General features: G+C 49.9%; 18 protein-coding genes. 11 read left to right on the forward strand and 7 right to left on the reverse strand.

Annotated elements, in window-relative coordinates:
- Nucleotides 1-340: 340 nt before the first annotated feature.
- From QNJ26_02830 to QNJ26_02875, 10 genes are all read left to right on the forward strand, one after another.
- Complete coding sequence (locus QNJ26_02830) at nt 341-952, forward strand: TetR/AcrR family transcriptional regulator (GenBank protein MDJ0984454.1); 612 nt, start codon at nt 341-343, stop codon at nt 950-952.
- The gene (locus tag QNJ26_02835; GenBank protein MDJ0984455.1) at nt 953-2005 is read left to right on the forward strand and encodes an efflux RND transporter periplasmic adaptor subunit; all 1053 of its coding nucleotides are present in this window, start codon (nt 953-955) and stop codon (nt 2003-2005) included.
- Nucleotides 2002-5100: an efflux RND transporter permease subunit gene (locus QNJ26_02840; GenBank protein ID MDJ0984456.1), complete on the forward strand. Its 3099-nt coding sequence runs from the start codon at nt 2002-2004 to the stop codon at nt 5098-5100. Before QNJ26_02835 ends, QNJ26_02840 begins: the two co-directional genes overlap by 4 nt.
- A gap of 212 nt (nt 5101-5312) precedes the next feature.
- The gene (locus tag QNJ26_02845) at nt 5313-5702 is read left to right on the forward strand and encodes a hemerythrin family protein (GenBank protein MDJ0984457.1); all 390 of its coding nucleotides are present in this window, start codon (nt 5313-5315) and stop codon (nt 5700-5702) included.
- A 203-nt stretch (nt 5703-5905) separates the two neighbouring features.
- Complete coding sequence (locus QNJ26_02850) at nt 5906-6457, forward strand: GNAT family N-acetyltransferase (GenBank protein MDJ0984458.1); 552 nt, start codon at nt 5906-5908, stop codon at nt 6455-6457.
- A gap of 315 nt (nt 6458-6772) precedes the next feature.
- Nucleotides 6773-7720: an SPOR domain-containing protein gene (locus QNJ26_02855; protein ID MDJ0984459.1), complete on the forward strand. Its 948-nt coding sequence runs from the start codon at nt 6773-6775 to the stop codon at nt 7718-7720.
- Between the two features lie 365 nt (nt 7721-8085).
- Nucleotides 8086-8826, forward strand: a complete 741-nt coding sequence (locus tag QNJ26_02860) for a PIG-L deacetylase family protein (protein MDJ0984460.1) — start codon at nt 8086-8088, stop codon at nt 8824-8826.
- Between the two features lie 545 nt (nt 8827-9371).
- Nucleotides 9372-9878 carry a hypothetical protein gene (locus QNJ26_02865; protein MDJ0984461.1) on the forward strand — a complete coding sequence of 169 codons (507 nt, stop codon included), beginning with the start codon at nt 9372-9374 and terminating at the stop codon, nt 9876-9878.
- Between the two features lie 188 nt (nt 9879-10066).
- A complete protein-coding gene (locus QNJ26_02870; GenBank protein ID MDJ0984462.1) occupies nt 10067-10780 on the forward strand; it encodes a hypothetical protein in 714 nt (237 codons plus the stop codon).
- Nucleotides 10781-11293 (forward strand): DUF427 domain-containing protein, encoded by a 513-nt coding sequence (locus QNJ26_02875; GenBank protein MDJ0984463.1) that lies wholly within the window; start codon nt 10781-10783, stop codon nt 11291-11293. It abuts the gene before it with no gap.
- Between the two features lie 44 nt (nt 11294-11337).
- On the opposite strand, the gene QNJ26_02880 is transcribed toward QNJ26_02875, so the two are convergent.
- Both QNJ26_02880 and QNJ26_02885 read right to left on the reverse strand, forming a co-directional pair.
- Nucleotides 11338-11820, reverse strand: coding sequence for a hypothetical protein (locus tag QNJ26_02880; GenBank protein ID MDJ0984464.1), 483 nt, complete (start codon nt 11818-11820; stop codon nt 11338-11340).
- Between the two features lie 44 nt (nt 11821-11864).
- Nucleotides 11865-12416, reverse strand: a complete 552-nt coding sequence (locus QNJ26_02885; GenBank protein MDJ0984465.1) for a hypothetical protein — start codon at nt 12414-12416, stop codon at nt 11865-11867.
- 444 nt (nt 12417-12860) lie between these two features.
- On the opposite strand from QNJ26_02885, the gene QNJ26_02890 reads away from it, so the two are divergent.
- On the forward strand, nt 12861-14321 hold the full coding sequence (locus tag QNJ26_02890; protein MDJ0984466.1) for a SpoIIE family protein phosphatase: 1461 nt from the start codon (nt 12861-12863) through the stop codon (nt 14319-14321).
- A gap of 128 nt (nt 14322-14449) precedes the next feature.
- Here the strand turns inward: QNJ26_02890 and QNJ26_02895 are convergent, their stop codons facing one another.
- From QNJ26_02895 to QNJ26_02915, 5 genes are all read right to left on the reverse strand, one after another.
- A complete protein-coding gene (locus QNJ26_02895) occupies nt 14450-15115 on the reverse strand; it encodes a cytochrome b/b6 domain-containing protein (protein ID MDJ0984467.1) in 666 nt (221 codons plus the stop codon).
- Between the two features lie 3 nt (nt 15116-15118).
- Nucleotides 15119-16762, reverse strand: a complete 1644-nt coding sequence (locus QNJ26_02900; protein ID MDJ0984468.1) for a tetrathionate reductase family octaheme c-type cytochrome — start codon at nt 16760-16762, stop codon at nt 15119-15121.
- 111 nt (nt 16763-16873) lie between these two features.
- Nucleotides 16874-17602 (reverse strand): rhodanese-like domain-containing protein, encoded by a 729-nt coding sequence (locus QNJ26_02905; protein MDJ0984469.1) that lies wholly within the window; start codon nt 17600-17602, stop codon nt 16874-16876.
- 84 nt (nt 17603-17686) lie between these two features.
- Nucleotides 17687-18028, reverse strand: a complete 342-nt coding sequence (locus tag QNJ26_02910; GenBank protein ID MDJ0984470.1) for a rhodanese-like domain-containing protein — start codon at nt 18026-18028, stop codon at nt 17687-17689.
- Nucleotides 18029-18104: 76 nt separating this feature from the next.
- Entirely contained in the window at nt 18105-18449 is a 345-nt protein-coding gene (locus tag QNJ26_02915) for a cytochrome c family protein (protein MDJ0984471.1), read from the reverse strand.
- Nucleotides 18450-18684: the final 235 nt, after the last annotated feature.

Consider the following 18684-nt stretch of genomic DNA (forward strand, 5'->3'; position numbering starts at 1 on the left):
ATGGCACCGGCTGATATTAAGGATCATAATATCGGGATGTACAAAAAAAGAATCAAGTTAAGTCTATCCGGTCTGCTGGGACTCATGCTTATTTAGGTCTTGTCGAGCATCCTCTTCTGATCGAATCACATGCATTATTCCGCAAACCCGCTCTCCGTATAAACCTATCAGCATCTTCCAACCTGCAATTTGTCAACTTTGGAGTGATCCCTGGTATTTTGCGTTTTAAATTGTTATAAATCTACCTACCGGTAGGTAATTTTCTTGACAACGTCAAGAATTTACCATAAGCAGGCACCGTCTGAAGCATATCTATCACGAGCACTAAGATGGAACCAATATGAAAAACAATAGTGGAATAAAGGCAAAAACACCCAATGCGCGCCAGAGGGTGCTGGAAACAGCCATCGGTATTTTTGCCGAGAAAGGCTATGCCGGAACGTCTGTGCGCGAAATTGCCGAGCAGGCTGGCGTCAGCAAACCGATGCTTTATTACTACTTTAAAAGCAAAGAAGGGCTTTTTCTGGCCATTTTGGAGATGGCGGAAGATTTACAGAAACATTTGCTGGCCGAAGTGCTGGACTCGAAAGGCGATGTATTGGAGCGGCTGCTGATGCTTTATCGCCGAGTTTATGAGGAGGTTGAAGCGCACCGCAGCCTGTATAAAATGATTCATGGTCTCATATTCGGCCCCCCTCAGGGGACACCCAATTATGACTTCACACGCTATCATGGTCACATGATCGAAGCCATTCGCAAAATTTATCAGAAGGGGATCGCCCAGGATGAGGTCAGAAAATCGGTCGACGACGAGGTGGCCTTGCTGGTGTTGAGCGTCATCGACTTTTGTTTGCACATGGATCAGGTAAAACCCCAGTCCGCAGATCCACAGCGTCCCGAACGATTGCTGCGACTGGCATTTCAAGGAATTCAAAAAGAGACGGTAAACTAAATGCAAACCAAACGACTATTAACACTTCTGGTATTTTTGTTGTGGTTCGGTTTTTTAACTTACGGTTGTGATGACAAAGCCGGTTCAGCGACAACTGAAAACCATATAAACCAGCCAGAAGCAGTTGCGGTTTCGATTGTTAACATCACGGCAGAACCGATACGGGATGTCATTTTTTTGCCGGGAACAACCGAAGCCTGGCAGGACGTCCAGGTGTCAGCCGATACAGCCGGCCGCATCGAATGGATGGGGCCAAACGAAGGTGACCTCGTCCAAAAAGGCGACCTGCTGGTCAAAATCGACGTTTCGGCCCTCAAGGCCGCAATGGCCCATGCCGAGGCCCAATATCAATTGGCTGATGATCTTTATCAACGCCGCCGGCGACTTTTCAAGCGCAAAATCATTGCCCAGGAGGAACTGGATCAAAGTGCCACTCAGCGCAAATTGGCAGCCACCGACCTGCAGCAGATAAAGGTCAAATACAATCATGGTTTCCCGCGTTCGCCGATCAACGGTATCATTAATCACCTGTACGTCGATACCGGTGAGTTCATTGATACCGGCAAACCGATTGCCGACATTATTAATATCGACCGTATTAAGATCAATGTGCGCGTACCGGAACTTGATATCCGCTTTGTGCTGCAGGGCCAAAAGACACCGGTCAAGATTGATGCTTTTCCCGCTAGAAAGCTCAACGGAACAATCGATTTTGTGGCCTTTAAAGCCGATCCGGCCACCAAAACATTCCTAGTCCGCACGATAGTCGAAAATCCATTTGCCGACATCCGCCCCGGGATGATCGCCCGGGTGGCTTTTGTGCGCCGCATGATTCCGGACGCATTGCTGGCACCGCTGTTTGCACTGGTGGACAAAGGCGGCGAACGTATAGCGTTCGTCGAAAAAGACGGTATCGCGCAATCGCGAACCGTTGACATCGGCGTCATTGAAGGCGATCGCGTTCAAATAACCAGCGGTTTAAATCCCGGCGACCATCTGATCGTCAGGGGCCAGACTGAAATTGAAGACGGCATGAGGGTGCGTGTGCAATGATTCTGAATCGATATGCACTCAAACGGCAGATTACCGTTTTGGCGCTGCTGGTGGTCATCGTGATTGCCGGGTTATACTGCTACGTTTCACTTCCGCGGGAATCTTTTCCGGATATCACCATTCCTTATGTATTTGTGACCACCACCTATGAGGGGGTGGCACCGGCCGACATGGAGGAGCTGATCACAATTCCCATTGAGCGCAAACTCAAAGGCATTGATGATGTCGAAGAAATCCGCTCGACTTCCGCTGAGGGGTTATCCACGGTCGCCATTAAATTTTTACCCTCGGTTGATCTTGATGATGCCCTGCAGAAAGTGCGCGACAAGGTTGACCAGGCCGAAGGTGATTTGCCGGCTGACCTGCAGGATGATCCGGTGATTAAGGAAGTCAATTTTTCAGACATGCCGGTAATTCGGGTCGTATTATCGGGACCATTCAGCTTGCGGCGTCTGCAGAATTTAGCCGAAGACATGCAGGACCGGCTTGAATCCATTCCCGGCGTTTTGGAAGCGCGCCTGACAGGCGGCCTGGAACGTGAAATTCATGTGGAATTTGATCTGGATCGCGTGCGCGCATACAACGTGCCTTTTTCCAGCATTGTCGGTGCGGTCAACAACAGCAATGTCAATATGCCCGGCGGCAGCATGGATATCGGCGAAGCCAAGTACCTGGTGCGGGTGCCGGCGGACTTTGGGCATCCATCTGAAATTTTTTCGATTGTGGCCTATGTGCGGGACGGCAAACCGGTTTATCTGAGGGATATCGCCACGATCAAAGACGCCCATAAAGATCCGCTGACCCGCTCCCGTATCAATGGTAAAAATAGCGTCACTATCGGGGTTCTCAAGCGCAGCGGTGAAAACATCGTACGCGTCACCGAAGAAGTCAAACGGGTGGTCGACGATATGCGGCCCGAGCTGCCGCAGACCCTGCAAATTGATCTGACGGCCGATCAGTCCAATGACGTACGACTGCTGGTGGCAGACCTGGAAAATAACATCATATCGGGACTGATCCTGGTGCTGGCAGTCATTTTCTTTTTTATCGGCGGCCAGTCCGCTATTTTCGTGGCCCTGGCCATCCCCTATTCCATGTTTATCACCTTTGCGCTCCTGACCGGCTTCGATGTGACGTTGAATATGGTGGTGCTGTTTTCATTGATTCTGGCGCTGGGGATGCTAGTGGACAACGGCATTGTCATTGTCGAAAATATTTACCGCCATATGCAGCAGGGCAAAAACCGCGCAGAGGCAGCCGCTGCGGCAACCGACCAGGTGGCCTGGCCGGTGATTACGTCCACCCTGACCACCCTGGCGGCTTTTTCGCCCATGCTGTTCTGGCCGGGTATTATGGGCGAGTTCATGGGGTACTTGCCCATGACCCTGATTATGGCCTTGAGTGCTTCGCTGTTTGTGGCGCTGGTGATCAATCCGGTGCTGTCCGCCCGTTATCAGAAAATTAAAACCGGCCCGCCCGCCAAAAACCCGAAGATCCGCGAGCCACGTGTTAAACAGGTTTATCTGTTTTTGCTCAAATGGTCTTTGCAACATCGCTGGGTGGTCATCACGGTGGCGGTTGTCTTGCTGATTGGCGCTGCCCTGGCTTTTTTCTTTTTCGGAAAGGGCACGGAATTTTTTCCCGAAACCGAGCCGCGCCGGGCGTATGTTAATATCAAAATGCCGGAAGGCACCAATCTGGACGCCTCCGATCGGCTGGTGGCCCAGATCGAGAAAATTGTGGCTGAATATGAAGACATCCGTTATGTCATATCCAATATCGGTGCCATCGGTGGAGACCCTTTTTCCCAGGGCGGCACCGGGACCCATATCAGCCGGGTGGTGCTGGACTTCAAAGATTTCCATGATCGCTCCCGACCTTCGTCGGAAATTGTCAAAGAGGTACGGCAGCGGATCCTAAGCGCCATCCATGGGGCGGAGGTGCAGGTGGAAAAAGAAGAAGAAGGCCCGCCCACCGGACCACCGATCAATATTGAGATTTTTGGAGAAGATATATATTTACTCGGTGAACTGGCCGCCCGTGCTCGCAAAGTGATCAAGGACATCCCCGGTCTGGTGGATTTAAAGGATAATTTTGTGAAGGGCAAACCGGAAATCCGTGTACGGGTGGACAAAGAAAAAGCCGCCCTGATGGGATTGGATACCTATACCATCGCCTATACGGTAAAATCGGCCATCAACGGGGTTAAAGCCGGTGTTTATCGCGAGGGCAAAGATGAATATGATATTATGGCGCGTTTGCCCAAACGCGATCGTCAGTCCATCAAGAGCCTGAAGCGCATCACAGTTTCAGGCCCTGAGGGTGAGCCGATACCTCTGACCAGCCTGGCCAAGGTGAACCTGGGCAGCGGAATTGGTGCAATTATGCGCCTGGATCAGAAACGGGTGGTCACCATATCAGGCGATGTATCGGGGCGCCTGGCCAATGACGTCATCAAAGACATCGATGCCCGCCTGTCTCAGCAGATCGATTGGCCCAAAGGATATCGTTTCCAATTTACCGGTGAACAGGAAGAACAGGCCAAGGCCCAGGCTTTTTTGAGCAAGGCTTTTTTTGCCTGCATTGCCCTTATTATGCTCATCCTATTGACCCAGTTTAACTCGCTGGTTACCCCGCTGATCATTCTGGCCTCGGTGGTGTTTTCCCTGATCGGTGTATTTTTGGGCCTGCTGATCACCGGCACGGCGTTTGGTATCATCATGACCGGCATCGGTGTCATTAGCCTGGCGGGGGTCGTCGTCAACAACGCCATCGTGCTCATCGACTACATCAACCAGCTGATGGCCAAAGGCCTGTCATCCACCGAAGCCCTGCTGCGTGCCGGCGCGGTGCGCTTCCGGCCGGTGATGCTTACCGCCATCACCACCATTCTGGGCCTGCTGCCGATGGCCACCGGCATCAGCTTTGATTTCCGCAAAATGGCCCTTGATATCGGCGGTGAGTCCTCCCAGTGGTGGGGGCCTATGGCGGTGGCTGTGATCTTCGGTCTGGGATTCGCCACCCTACTGACGTTGATCCTGGTGCCGGTGCTGTGCTCTCTGGTGCACAGCTTCCGCAAACAGTGGGCAGCATGAGACAGGAGATAAAAGACAGAGGGCAGAAGTCAGAAGAAAAAATGAAAAGATGACGTTTCGCCGCTCAAAGATGATTTGTCTGTAGGCAAAGCTTGAGCTGGCAAAGTTGACAGCTGTCATGAATCACGTCAATGGGTTTGATTGAATCCGCGTATTCTCAATAGCAATTTATCTTGGTGCATTTTTGAGTTTTGGACGCATTGGAGGATGGTATGGAAATAGAATGGGAATCTAATTTCGAAACCGGCAATGACATCGTCGATGCACAGCATCGCTATTTTGTCGACCTTATCAATCGAGTTGCCATAAACTTCAGAGAAACCGATGACGGTGCTTACAAAGACAGGCTGGTCAGTGAACTCAGAAAATATGCGGATTTTCATTTTACCTCTGAAGAAAATATTGCCACCTCTTACCGGCTGACGGGGATCGCCGGTCATCATCAGCGGCATGTAGAGCTGCTTGAAGAATTTAATCATCATGCAGCTGATTTAAAAAACGGGCAACTGACAGTGGACAGCTTTCTGGACTTTTTAACGGATTGGTTTATTGGCCATACTGTTTATGAGGATCAGAAGTTATTTCACTCGAATTTTGCATGAAAATTAATGAAAGAAAAATTAAAAAAAAGTAAAAAGGATAAAATCCATTTATTTCATTAATTTTCACCCGATCGGCGAGCCGCAGGCTTCCATCTGCTGCGTTATTAAGGGCGAGGCATAGTTCAACTATAGCCTCGCCTTTAAGTGCCTTGCAAATGAAAACCTGCGACTCGTGCAAAATCTGAGTATAACTCGAATTTTGCATGAAAATTAATGAAAGAAAAAATCAAAAAATAAGTAAAAATGACGGTATTATGCTGGTTCGAACTATCCGACGCTCAGATCGACCACACATTGCGGCGCTTCAGACCGAAAGCTGGCAAGACAGTTATGCCGATGTCTTGCCTGAGAGCTACTTGACGGATCAGCTTGCCGAAGACCTCAAGCGCTACTGGGGCACGGTGCAGATCAAACCGGAAGATATTGTAATGGTTGCCGAAGCTGCGGAGGTTATCGGATTTATTGCGATTTGGTGCCGACCTGAACCGTTTATCGACAATTTGCATGTCAAACCGTCTCAAAGGTCTCGGGGCATCGGCTCAATGCTGATGGCGTCGGCCGCTCGCCAAATGATTCAGCAAGGCCATAACACCGCATACCTTTGGGTGGTGGAAAGCAATACACAAGCGATCCGACTTTATCAAAGGCTCGGTGGCACCTGCACAGATCGGAATTTGAAGGATTTGTTCGGGCATGCCGTACCCAATATTAAAATCGAATGGTCCGACATCTCCACTCTGTTAAATTCACTATAATACAGGCGTTTTGCTGGCGGCCTCCAGATAAATACCAAATGATGAAATCAGCCGCTTGCAGCCGGCAACGGGCTTTCTTCTATTTGCTCATCCTCAGTCCTCATAGCCCCGTACTCAGTCCTATTTCTTAGACGAAACGCATAACGCGAAACCCGAAACACACATCTCGCAACCCACAACTCGCAGTCCACAACTCGCAGTCCGAGATGCAAATACAATTTGACCCAAGGTGCCTCTATAGGGTATAACATTATTGTTTTAGGCGGTTGTTACCGGCGCCGCATGCATTGAACAGCTAAAATGTAAAGTGAGCCAATGAAAAAAAAAGGCGTGTTCCTAACCATTGTCGTTGTATTGGTCCTGCTGGCAGTTTACGGCATCTGGCACTACAGCCCGCTGCGCTACCTCACCCAATCCCCATCCGAGGGCGATCACTCCCGAGCTGGCACAAAAAAAAGAAGCCAACCGGTAATCGTTTCCAAAAAAATTTTGCCGCAACCGGAAATTAAACAACAGACAGACGAACTGCCCCCACCCCTGGTTGCATTAAAGCAGATGAACCCCGGGCAGACATCTGAACCGGATAAATCACAAATTAGGATCGAAGTCCCGGCTGCTGCGGAAACAAACCGCCCCCAGGAAGTGCCTGCCAGCGACAAAAAGCCGCAACAGGTGACACCCGAAATGCAGGCAAAGGCTCCGCAGGTGGCATCCAATAATGACCAGCCGACAAAACTGGCGCCATCGCGGACCGTAGCGCCGGCTAAACCTTCCAAGCCGTTGCTGACCAAAAAACAGGTGGCTTCAGCCAGACAGGAAGCTTACCATCCGTATTCCATCATGCTGTCCAGCTGTCGTCTGCCGCAAAGTGCCCGCAAAATCGTATCAGATTATAAAAAAGCGGGTTTGACGCCTTATGTCGTGAAAGTCAAATTTCAAAGCGGTGATGAGTGGCTGCGGGTTCTGACCGGCCACTACCAAACCCGCCGTGATGCACTAAAAGCCAAAAAAGACCTCCGGCTCTCAGGTGCCATTGTAAAGAGAACGCCGTACACCAATCTCATCGGCACCTATACATCTCAGAATCAATTGCAAGCCGATCTGCAAAAGATCAAAAAGTTGGGGTATTCGCCTTATTTTCTCGAAACAGCGAGCGGAGAGCTGAAACTGGTGGTCGGTGCGTTTGTCACCGAAGAAGGTGCTGAAAACCTGCAGGCGGAATTACAGGCCAAAGGCATACAAAGCACGGTCGTCAACCGCTAATCAACCATCCTGCCAACTAAACAAATTACTGAGCTACAAGGAACCGTCTTTGCTAATGCTAGGGTTCGCCAAGCTGAATACCGAGCATATATTTATGCATAGGGCACATCATGTGAAACCCGCAGCCCGTAACGCACATCGCCTAACACACAACCCACAACCCTTAATCCGTCTTCAGACCTCTGTCTTCTGCCTGCCGCGGCGACTTGTCCCGGCGTAGCTCGAAGAGCGAAGTCGGAAGCTCGACAGAGCGAAGACGGGTCCTCTGACTTCTGTCTTATATTTCTATCCATGCACGCCTTAACCATCTCCTCCTACCATCTTTGTGGTCGACCCATTGATTTGTATCGATCATGGATTAAATTATGGTCTTACGGACGGCCATCAGTAAAACAGACGGAATTCAATCCATGTCAACCATCTTAGCGATATCAGCACATCCAGATGATGAGACGCTTTTCGGCGGAGGAACCTTGGCCAAATACGCCCAACAGGGCCATGCGGTATTCATTCTGGAAACCACCCGTGGTGAAGGCGGCGAAGTGGGTCAACCAGCGTTGACAACACAGGAAAACCTGGCCGCCTTTCGAGAACAGGAAGTGCGTCAGGCAGCACACATCTTAGGAGCCCGTGATATTTTTTTTCTGCCGTTTATTGATCCATACATGGAGGTCAACGGCATAGCGCGTCGCATCGATGTCCCGCTGCCGAAATTCGCGGCCGCTATCGAAACTTATATACGTGACATCCGGCCGGATCTGATTATCACCCATGGTTCAAATGGTGAATACGGCCACCCGCAACACATCTACACCCACCAGGCCACTCGGTTAGCGATAGGCAACGGTCGCCCGGACACTGCCTTGATAAGTTGGTCGGCATGGCATACGCCATCCGAACGCGAACGAATCTTAAATCAGGATGATAAAGCCGATATCATCACCGATGTCAGCCCCTGGCATGATGTGAAAGTTGCCGCCGCCCTCTGTCATAAAACCCAGCATGCGATGTTTTTGCGAAATTCCGGCGCCCCTTCGATCGCTGATATGGTCTGGAAGACCGAAACCTTTCATATCTGGCAAGGCCCTCTACCTGCCAATCTCTAAGACTCTAAAATAAAAATCCTTTCACATCCCTTTTACCTCAAGATGGACATATCAAAACCGATAATACATTTAGGATTCTCGGGTCGGGTCTGCTGCCCTAAAATTAAATTAATATTATTTCAGACAGTTAACAGGCATCGTTCTATTTGACAAAGGTTTTCGACCGACAAAAACGGCCTCTTCTGAAACGGATCGTGCAATTGGAAAGTGTTGATTGGTCTCCGGTCGGTTAGGGTCATCAAAAAGGTTATTTAGCGCTATATATAGTGAATCATTTTTCTACATCAGAAAGCAATCCATCACCCCTGTGGAAGCAAAATCTGAAACGGGCTGTTCGGGCTATTCAAACATGGATTCGCGAGCTCATCACCTCATAGATTGAAATCATCATGTTGTTTATTGCCACGGCCGTGATGACCGGTATCTTGCTCTCGATTATAGAAGCCTTCTGGTATCTTTACCTTCAGACCCCTGTCGGCATCAAATATACCGCCGATCCTTCCTGATCTTCCGTTCATCTGGTAACGCAGATTATCCACCAGGATTTGTTTCTGTTTTCAGTCGATATTTCATTTGCCGCCCTCATCGCCAACCTGATTGTGAGTGCTGCTTGCCAGGTACTGGCAGTGCGCCGCTATTTTTACGAGGGGCGCGGTCTGATCAACAGGGTAATTTGGTTGGCGCTGTTCAGTGCTGTCGCGGGCTGGTTACTAGCACGCAACAGTCACATAGATCTACAGGTTGCCTTCGGGTTAGCCATCGCTCCCAGTCTGTGCCTGTTTTCCTCATGCCTGAATATTGCAAAACGGATATTGCCTGAGCTGACACCCTTTGCGATCATCGAGATGTTTACCAGCTTTAAAAACGCCTGGGTTCACCCCGCCGATCGGATCAGGTCAAAAGCGCGCACATCTGCATATCCGATGGACACCACTGATTTGCATCCATTTATCGCCCAACCATCGCGACCAGCGCCAAAACCCCACCGCTCAAGCAACGTTAAACCGAATCCGAGCAGAACTGCCCCTGGGTCCTCCACTGTAATCCGTTAAAAACTTGCCTTATCTGTTTGAAATCCTATTATTTAAGATTGCTGAGTTTGCATTTTATGTCCTGAAAAATGCGATCACTTTAAGGTGGCTTGCCCATTCACATATCGACAGCATTATTAATATATAAATGTAGATCAACGACACTAATATCTAATTTGCACATCACACCTGCGGGATAAATAGCCCTTATGAATGACATTTTAGATGCGCATTTCCTGACGATTGTTATCATTGTCGGCTCAATAATGGTCACCCCTTTGTATGTTCTAGCCACTTATGTCTTCAGCGGTGCGTCTGCGCATAAAGGCTTAAAGATAGGCTTTGCGTTTTTAATTTGGGGATCACTGATGTTCTGGGTCTGCTTAGATCAAATCCCCGCCCAATTGGGACTCATCGGCAATTTTATTGTTCCGCTCGCCTGGATCTTACCCAGTTTAATACTGTACTGGCGCAGGGAATGGTTTTTAAGCCACGAACTGTCTCAAAAATGGTTGGTCGGCTTGCAGCTGTTTCGGTTCATTGGCGGTGTGTTTCTGATTGAAATGGTCGGTGGGCATATTCCAGGCATTTTCGCCTATCCGGCTGGCATCGGTGATATTGTGGTTGGGGCGGCGGCTTTGGGTGTCTTGCTGATTTGCCGAAACCGCGAGCGGATACCCGGAGCCTTTATTGTTTTTATCATTGTTATCGGGATAGCGGATTTTCTGAGCGCCTTTTTCTTTGGTTTTACCTCAACCCAAGGGCCTCTTCAGCTATTTTTCCCGGCTGTAACCAATCGACTCATCCTGTTTCCAACCGGTATGATACCCCTTTTCCTGGTGCCCTATGCCATTTTTTTTCATGTGCTTTCCTTGCTCGCTTATCTCAAATTTCAACACCGGAGTCGAAAGGACACTAATTAGATGTGGACATACAGAGGGCAGAAAAGACCTGATTTTGCAGTAGTGCCCAAGACGGGTCAAGAATCGGTGTGGGACTACCCCAGACCCCCTAAACTGGTCGTGGATGAACGACGGGTTGAGGTTCGTTATGGTGATCAGGTGGTGGCTTCTTCCACTCAAACCTATCGCGTGCTTGAGACCGCCAGCCCACCTTCTTTTTATATCCCGCCGCAGGATGTAAACCGCGAACTGATTAAAGCGGCGCCAGGTGCTTCTGAGTGTGAGTGGAAAGGTGTGGCGCAATACTGGATGCTGTCCGTCGATCCAAGCAGGGGCATCGTGGGTTGGCGTTACCCCGCACCTAAACCAGGGTTTAAAGAAATCTGCGATTATTTTTCGTTCTACCCGTCTGTTTTACATTGCACTGTTTCGGGTGACAAAGTACACGCACAACCCGGCCAATTTTATGGTGGCTGGATTACCGCTGAAGTCGTCGGTCCGTTTAAAGGCGGACCGGGAACAGCGCACTGGTAAGAAAAAGATCGCAAGCATTTTATACATCCCGGTTACGAGCTTCATCAGCAGCGCATAAGTCCGATATCGTCAAAAGTTATTTGAATACTGCCGTCTGGTTGGATGAATCGTTCGTCGCTTGCAGCCGGAAAAGAAATCAAATCAACCGGTGCTTGGCGATGAACTGAGGCCGTTTCCTTCTGCAAAATGCGGGAAAAAGGCGCCAAATCCAGATCCCATTTGGCAAATACCAGATGGGTCGATCGATGCCGCCGAACCAGGGTCCGCATTTTGCGGCGACCGACGTGTCCGGCTTCACCCCAGAAAATGGGCTCGCCTTTTTCATCAAATTGCACCACATCCGGCTTATAGCGCCCGCCAACGGGTATTTCGACACAAAGATGCGGATAATCCGGCAGAAAAAGCGCCCAGATAAAGGCTTTCGTCATCACATGCACATCGCTTTCGAAGGGTTTTTTGATAAAAACCATCTGCTTGCCGTAAACGCGCAATGTCCATTTGCGCCGCAGCTTAAGGTCTGAGTTCATATCTCCCCTTTGCAGCCTCAACCGGATGCGGAAAAATGACCGCTTTATCTCCGGAGACTTTGCGTCTTTAAATGAGTCTGCAACGCTTTAGACAAATTGGCGATGCATTCGTCTATGGATTGGTAAACATAGCCGGCCAAAAGCTGACCGTCGTCATAGACATCAATGGCCGGAGCGAAGGGGGGCTTTGCCATTAGCGCATTGATGACAACGCTCACGTCGTTTTTGCGGTTGGCCAATACAATACCTTCATCCGGCGGATGATCCGCGGAATGCTCAGGAATTGGCTGCGGCGCGCCTGCAGGCCGCTCGTACAGCATCTGATAGCGTACGCTCGGCGGCAGGTAGAGGGCCTGGACCGCTGCCGGCACTTTGATGGTTTGCAGACGGTTTTCAAAAAAGTGCCGTTCGGACGCTTTGAGCTCGCGGAAAGTCACCAGATGACCTTCCCGCAAATAGGGCGCCATCTGAGATAGAAAATCTTTGAGCAGATTGTGCCAGCCCTGGACAGCATCATGTCGTCCGGCCGGTGAGCGGCCTTCGATGATGTCTGCCACGCGTTCATTGTTGGTGTTGCCAATATGATTTTTAGCCATAATATATAGACACTATTTTTGTTATGCTTAGCAGATGGTGAATTGTGGCTGCAGGATCATTTGTCTGAAGAATGCGGCTTGATGAAACTGCTGCGCTACCAAAGCTGTTGACGGTCTCAATTGTAAATAAACAGATTTAAAAAATAATGAGCGGCATGGTAGCTGTCAAGCAAGTCAACCGGCATTTAAAATGAGCGACTTATGCGCTGTGGGCGTAAGACAATTGCCCTGAAGCAGGAAAGCAGCGGGCATGACCCCTGATTGGCCGGGCCAAAAATGAATGTATTGCCTGGTGCCATAGCATCAACAGTACGTATTGACCTTTTGGCCCCGACTGCATAATCTATGGTTGAACATAAAGGAGCTGTTATGCGCAGAGTTGGACTATATTATTTCCTTGCTGTAATCGCTTTGACCATCTATGGCGGGCAGGTCTGACCGTTTATGGAAGAAATGCCCCCCGTGGCGTTGGGGGTAAGCCTTTTAATTCCATTTGTAATGGCGCTGGTGCTGCACCGGTTCTTTGAGAATCGCCTGGTGATCTCTCAGCCCCTGATGGTTCAGCCCAGAAAGCAATTTGTCCTGGAATTGACTTTGTGCCTGGCGGCGGGCGCCGTCGTGGTTATTTATAACACCCTGGCCTACGGTTTTCCGGCCACCAGTGGGCTCAGCTTGCTGCTGGGCTGCGCCGTGGTTGGATTTTTCCTGGGTTTGGATATGGCGCTGGCCCGTGAGCGTAAAATCATCCAAGACGTTCTGGCTGACGACAAAGCGCTGCCGCCCCCCTCCCGGCTATATTCCATCACGCGCAAATTTTCTCTGGTGGCGCTGATTACCATCCTGTTTGTAGCTGTAGTGCTGGGGCTGGTCTTTGCTCGCGATGTGGTCTGGCTCTCGAATATCAAAGACAGCAATATGTCTCTTTTGCAGGCGCAGTTATCGGTTATGCGGGAAGTCTTCTTTGTCATGGGCGTGCTTCTGGCGGCCATTATCAATTTGATTGTTTCCTATTCCAAGAATCTGAAGCTGTTGTTCAGGAATGAAACCGGCGTGCTGGAAAAAGTAACCCGGGGAGATCTTTCCAAAAGGGTGCCGGTCGCCACCCATGATGAGTTCGGGGTGATTGCCGGTCACACCAATACGATGATCGATGGGCTCCAGCATCGGCTGAAGCTCATAACCGCCTTGAAGCTGGCGGAAGAAGTTCAACAAAACCTCTTGCCCGCCAGTCCTCCCGCAATGCCCGGGCTCGATGTTGCCGGCATCAGCAACTACTGCGACGAAACCGGCGGTGATTATTATGATTACTTTAAGTTGACCAACGGCGATCTGGGCGTGGTAGTGGCAGATGCCTCCGAACACGGGGTCAGCGCCGCCCTGCTGATGACCACCGTGCGGGCGCTGCTCAGACAGCGGGTCACCATGGAAAACGACATCGCCCGTATCGTCACCGATGTTAATCAAGAACTGGCCAGAGATGTAGCTGCCAGCGGTCGTTTTATGACCATGTTTTTTCTGAAAATCGAACAGGCGACAAACACCTTGCACTGGGTGCGCGCCGGTCACGAGCCGGCCATTCTGTATAATGCCGAAGATGATATCTTTTTAGAGCTGGCCGGAGAGGGTATGGCTATGGGGGTGGATGAAAACCTGAAATATCAGAAAAACAATCACCAGGAGTGGAGTCCGGGCAGTATCGTGGTTATCGGTACCGACGGTATCCGCGAGACCCAAAATACACAAGGTGAAATGTTCGGTCTCAATCGATTCCGCACCGCCATCCGCCAACATGCCGGCAAATCCGCTGAAGAGATAAAAGAACATATTATCGATGATTTAGTGAAATTTCAGGGAGAGGCCCCTCAGGAAGACGATATTACATTAGTGGTGGTTAAGTTCTTATGAGCAGGGTAATCGGAAAACAAAAAGGGGGTCCTGATTTACTGGGCCCCCTTTGGTTTTAATCTGAATTCAGTACTAAAATTAACAGGTTTGAGTGATTTTCAACCTGAACACCTGAAAAAACCTGAGTATTAGGCCGTTTTGGCTTTGGTCTTGTATTCCCAGTCACCCACGGATTCTTCGTCTGCTACTTCTTCCCAGCCGGTGATCATCGCCCGGGTGTGGGCGAAGATGGTGTGCCCGGTGGTGATCATATACACATGCACCACCACAAATGACAGAATGGCAAAAGCACCGGCGGTGTGAATCAGTGCCACAACCTGCAACGACAGCCAGGACAATCCCCAATCACCCCAGGAATTATAGCCCCAGTACAAAAATCCGGTGACCATTTGCACCGGCAGCAAGACGGCCGCCAGATTCAGGTAAACGATACGCTGCAGGGGGTTGTGTTTGGCATCCTTTCGTTTGGGCACCGGATGGGGTTCACCCCGAAAAATACCGTACATGTAATAGCGCACCACTGAGAACATCTTTTTGGTGGTCGGAATATACTGCCGCCACTCACCGGTGGTAAAAATCCAGAAAACAAAAAAGGCAAACGCGATCAGCCAGGTGAGCCCGACAAAATTATGCACTTCCACCGCCGTCCTGAAACCGAACAGTTTGAATGCGCCATTGACTTCAAAACCGGTCAGCAAAAGGATGATGATCAACAGCGTCTGCAGCCAATGCCACAGCCGTTCGAAGCGCGCATACAAATATATATTTTTCATTTTTCCGTTGTTGGTGGTCATGCTCTAATCTTCCTTTCTGCTCTTGCCGTTATTTCTGCTAAAAAACCGTCCCAGGGCATGAACAAGGACCCCGAACAAACTGGCCAGAACCGCAGCCCATCCGGCAAAATTTAGAATTTTGGAAACATCGCGGCCGGGCATATAGAAGCCTTTGAGGTTTGCCAGGCGGCCGTCGGTTTTGGAATGACATTCGGTACAGGTCAAAGATTTATCTTTGGGTACCACCATATGGGTGATCGGAAATACATAGGTGGTCTCAACGAAGTCAAATTCACCTGAAAACGGCAGCCCCATGGACGCCTGCCCCACGGTCAGGGCTTCGTTCCAATCGAGGGTGTTCCAAAAACCTTTCTTACCGGACAACAGCGGCATCAGCAGGGTCTGGTTGATTTTATCATACGGCTGATTGCCTACGTGCACTTTAAAGGGATAGATCCGTGCGTTGGGATCCTGTGGTTCTCCCACCGGCCAGGACACCTTGGCAACGCCAGCCGGATCGATCTTATCTTTGGCGGTCACGGATTTAATCACACCGTTGTACCAGAAATATTCGGGCTTCACATTCTTGGCCCACTTCATCTGGCCTTTGATGGTCAAGTAATCGAACTTGCCAAATTCATCTTTGGTCTTGAATTTTTTACCATCCTTCAATTTACCCGACTCGGACCAGTCCCAGGACATTTTAGTGGGGTTCACTCTAGCAAAATCGGGTATATGGCACGTCTGGCAGGCCACTTTATCAGTGTGCTGATTCATCTTTTGGCCGCTTTTGTGCGGCTGGCTGGTGTGGCAGGACTCACAGGTAATTTTGTTGACCAGGTCGTCTTCCACCAGGCTTTTTCGATCGGTGGCAGCCGGCTGGGTGTAGACCCGTCCGGATATATTGTGCAGCGTTGTCGTGTGGCAGCGCGTGCAGGTAAAGTTTTGGCCGTCCACCCCCATATGGACATCCAGGGTTTTGCTGGGTTTGACCAGTGATGTGTCCAGGTCTCCGTGCTTGACCCCGTCGCCACCGCCGCCGTAAAAATGGCATGAACCGCAATTCTGCCGCGCCGGCAAACCGATGTTTTGAACGGCATCGCGCAGTTCGGCCTGAATTTCGCGGGCAATCTCCTTGGACTCATCATCGCCTTCTTCAAGAAAGCCCTTGATGTCGGTGATGGCCTCATCAAAGTTCATCTTCGTCTGGCTGTGGCAGACCAGACAGTTGACCGGGGTTTCCTTTGAAGTCCCCCAGCCCGGGTGACAGGCCAAACAGCTGGCGTCATCGTTTCGATTGGTCGAGATACAAAAATTGTTCAGGGAGTTGCCGGCCTTGCCGTATTCCCTTTTCGTATCAGAAGGATCTGCCAACCACGTCCAGTGAATCGTCTTGTGAAACTGCGTCTCAGCCTCGGAATGACACGAGATGCAGGCTTGAGTCACTTCGGCACCGGATATAAAATCCTTTTGCAGCACTTTGTGTTTGGAATGGTCGCTGGTCCGCCATAGTTTTTTGGATTTAGTGGCCTGCTGGGCCATCGAGCGTCCCGGCGCCTGCTCGTCTTTTGATCCTGCCGCTTCGCCAACAGCCGGCAGCAGCATCAACCAGCATGCAAATAAAACCAAGCACATAAAGAGCAGATTTTTCTTTTCAGTTATTTCCATTTTTTTGCTCCAACTTTCGGTGGGCACTATCAATCAGAGGATTGCTGGTATTTGGGCCGTAGCCGCCCCCGCGGGAGCGGCTGCAACCATTATGACCATATCAAGCACCCATCAGGATGCCGGCTCTTTGATTTCAAAAGAACCATCTTTTTTGAATGTCAATTCCCCTTCCAGGTAATAGACATTTTTCATTTCCGGCCTCACATCCTGAACCATGTAGTAGGATTCACCGCTGCGGGCACCGGTGCCGCACACAAACACAACCGGTTTGTCTGTCGGCAGAGTTTGAATTTTAGCTTCGAGTTGATCCACCGGTATATTGACAGCGGTTTTAAACGAACCATCTTTGTATTCATCCGCATCGCGAACATCAATCAACATGATGCTTTCAGGATTTTCCTTTACGATTTTTTCAAATGTGGCGGTATCGACACTGCCTTCTTCCTTGCCGGCTTTAAGCTGGCTCGAAGCGGCCTTCTTAGTGGAAGCCGCGACAGTGGTATCACCTTTACCGTAAGCTGCAACCCAGACCGGATAGCCTTCGGCAAAGACCTTGACCTTGGTGTAACCCAGATCAATGGCCTTTTTGGCGGACTTGTGGCTCAAGCGGCATTTCAAACCGCCACAGTAAAATACCAGCGGGGTGTTTTTATCGGCCGGCAGCTGATCTTGCATTTTGGCAAACTGGCTGTCCGGAATACTCAAGGCCGTTGGGATGTGGCCTTTGTCATATTTTTTGCGTTTGGGACGCGAATCTATCAGCACCATATTGGTTTTCTGATCGATTTGCTTCTTGACCCAACCTGCGGAAACGGCCGGATAGTTTCCAGCCACCTTCATGTACGCGGGAAAACCTTTGGCAAAAACTTTAGCGTTGGTATAACCGAGTTTTTCCGCCTTCCAGGCGGATTTGTGACTCAGCTTTCATTTTAAACCGCCGCAATAAAAAATGAGCAACGCATTTTTATCCGCCGGCAGTTTGGCGATCATCTTGTCAAATTGGCTGTCCGGGATGCTAACAGCCATCGGGATGTGCCCTTTGTCGTACTTGGCCCGTTTGGGTCGAGAGTCGATGATCATCACATCTTCGGGCATCGGCACTTTCACATTCGCCATGACAAAATCGACATCCACGATGCTGTGAAACTTCCAGTCAGCCGGCTCGTCGGTTTTGGCGGCATCCTTGGCCAGAGTCGTGGTGGCATATCCGAGAAGCAGTGCCAGACAAAGCATCAGGGATATGACGGTTAATCTTTGGGTCCGCATAACATTCTCCTTTCGGGTTTATTTTTTGCTGCCAGGCCGCAAGCCCGGTGGCCTTATAGTTGAATTTGCGACGTTTCTATTTGCATTTGGCCGGGGTCGGCGAATCCGATGCATGCTCGTATAAATAGGTGTAGATATCGGTCACCTGGGTATCATTCAGATTGCCCCACTCTTCCTCACAGCCGAACGACGAATAATCTTTGCTGGTAAACAGCGCGTCCCACTCGGCCTGGGTCTTGTCGGACGGGTTGATGGGCGGTTTCTGGGAATCAACGGCACCGCGCTCAAAGCAGGCTTTATAGACTTTGCGGTAAGTATATTTGCCTTTGCGTTTGTTGCCCTTATCCAGCGCAAAGCTCAGGCCGACTGTGGAAAACACAAAAAACACTGCCATTGCCGTTAAAATTATCTTGCGAATCATGATGTCTCCTTTCTGCTGACTGCTATCAATTTGGTGTATAGGGTTGAACGGTTAATTTCCAATTTTAAGTTTCTGTGTATATCATCTGGAAGGTCGGTTATTCAGGTAACGTAAAGATAGCAAAGCCCATGCCAACACACTAGTGCACGCTAAATTTTACAACTAATTGAATTTTATAAATATTTTTTTACACCATACTTTTATAACCGGCATTTCTCCGGCAGGTGTTAATCTC

The organism is Desulfobacterales bacterium (genome assembly GCA_030066985.1).
GTDB lineage: Bacteria > Desulfobacterota > Desulfobacteria > Desulfobacterales > JAHEIW01 > JAHEIW01.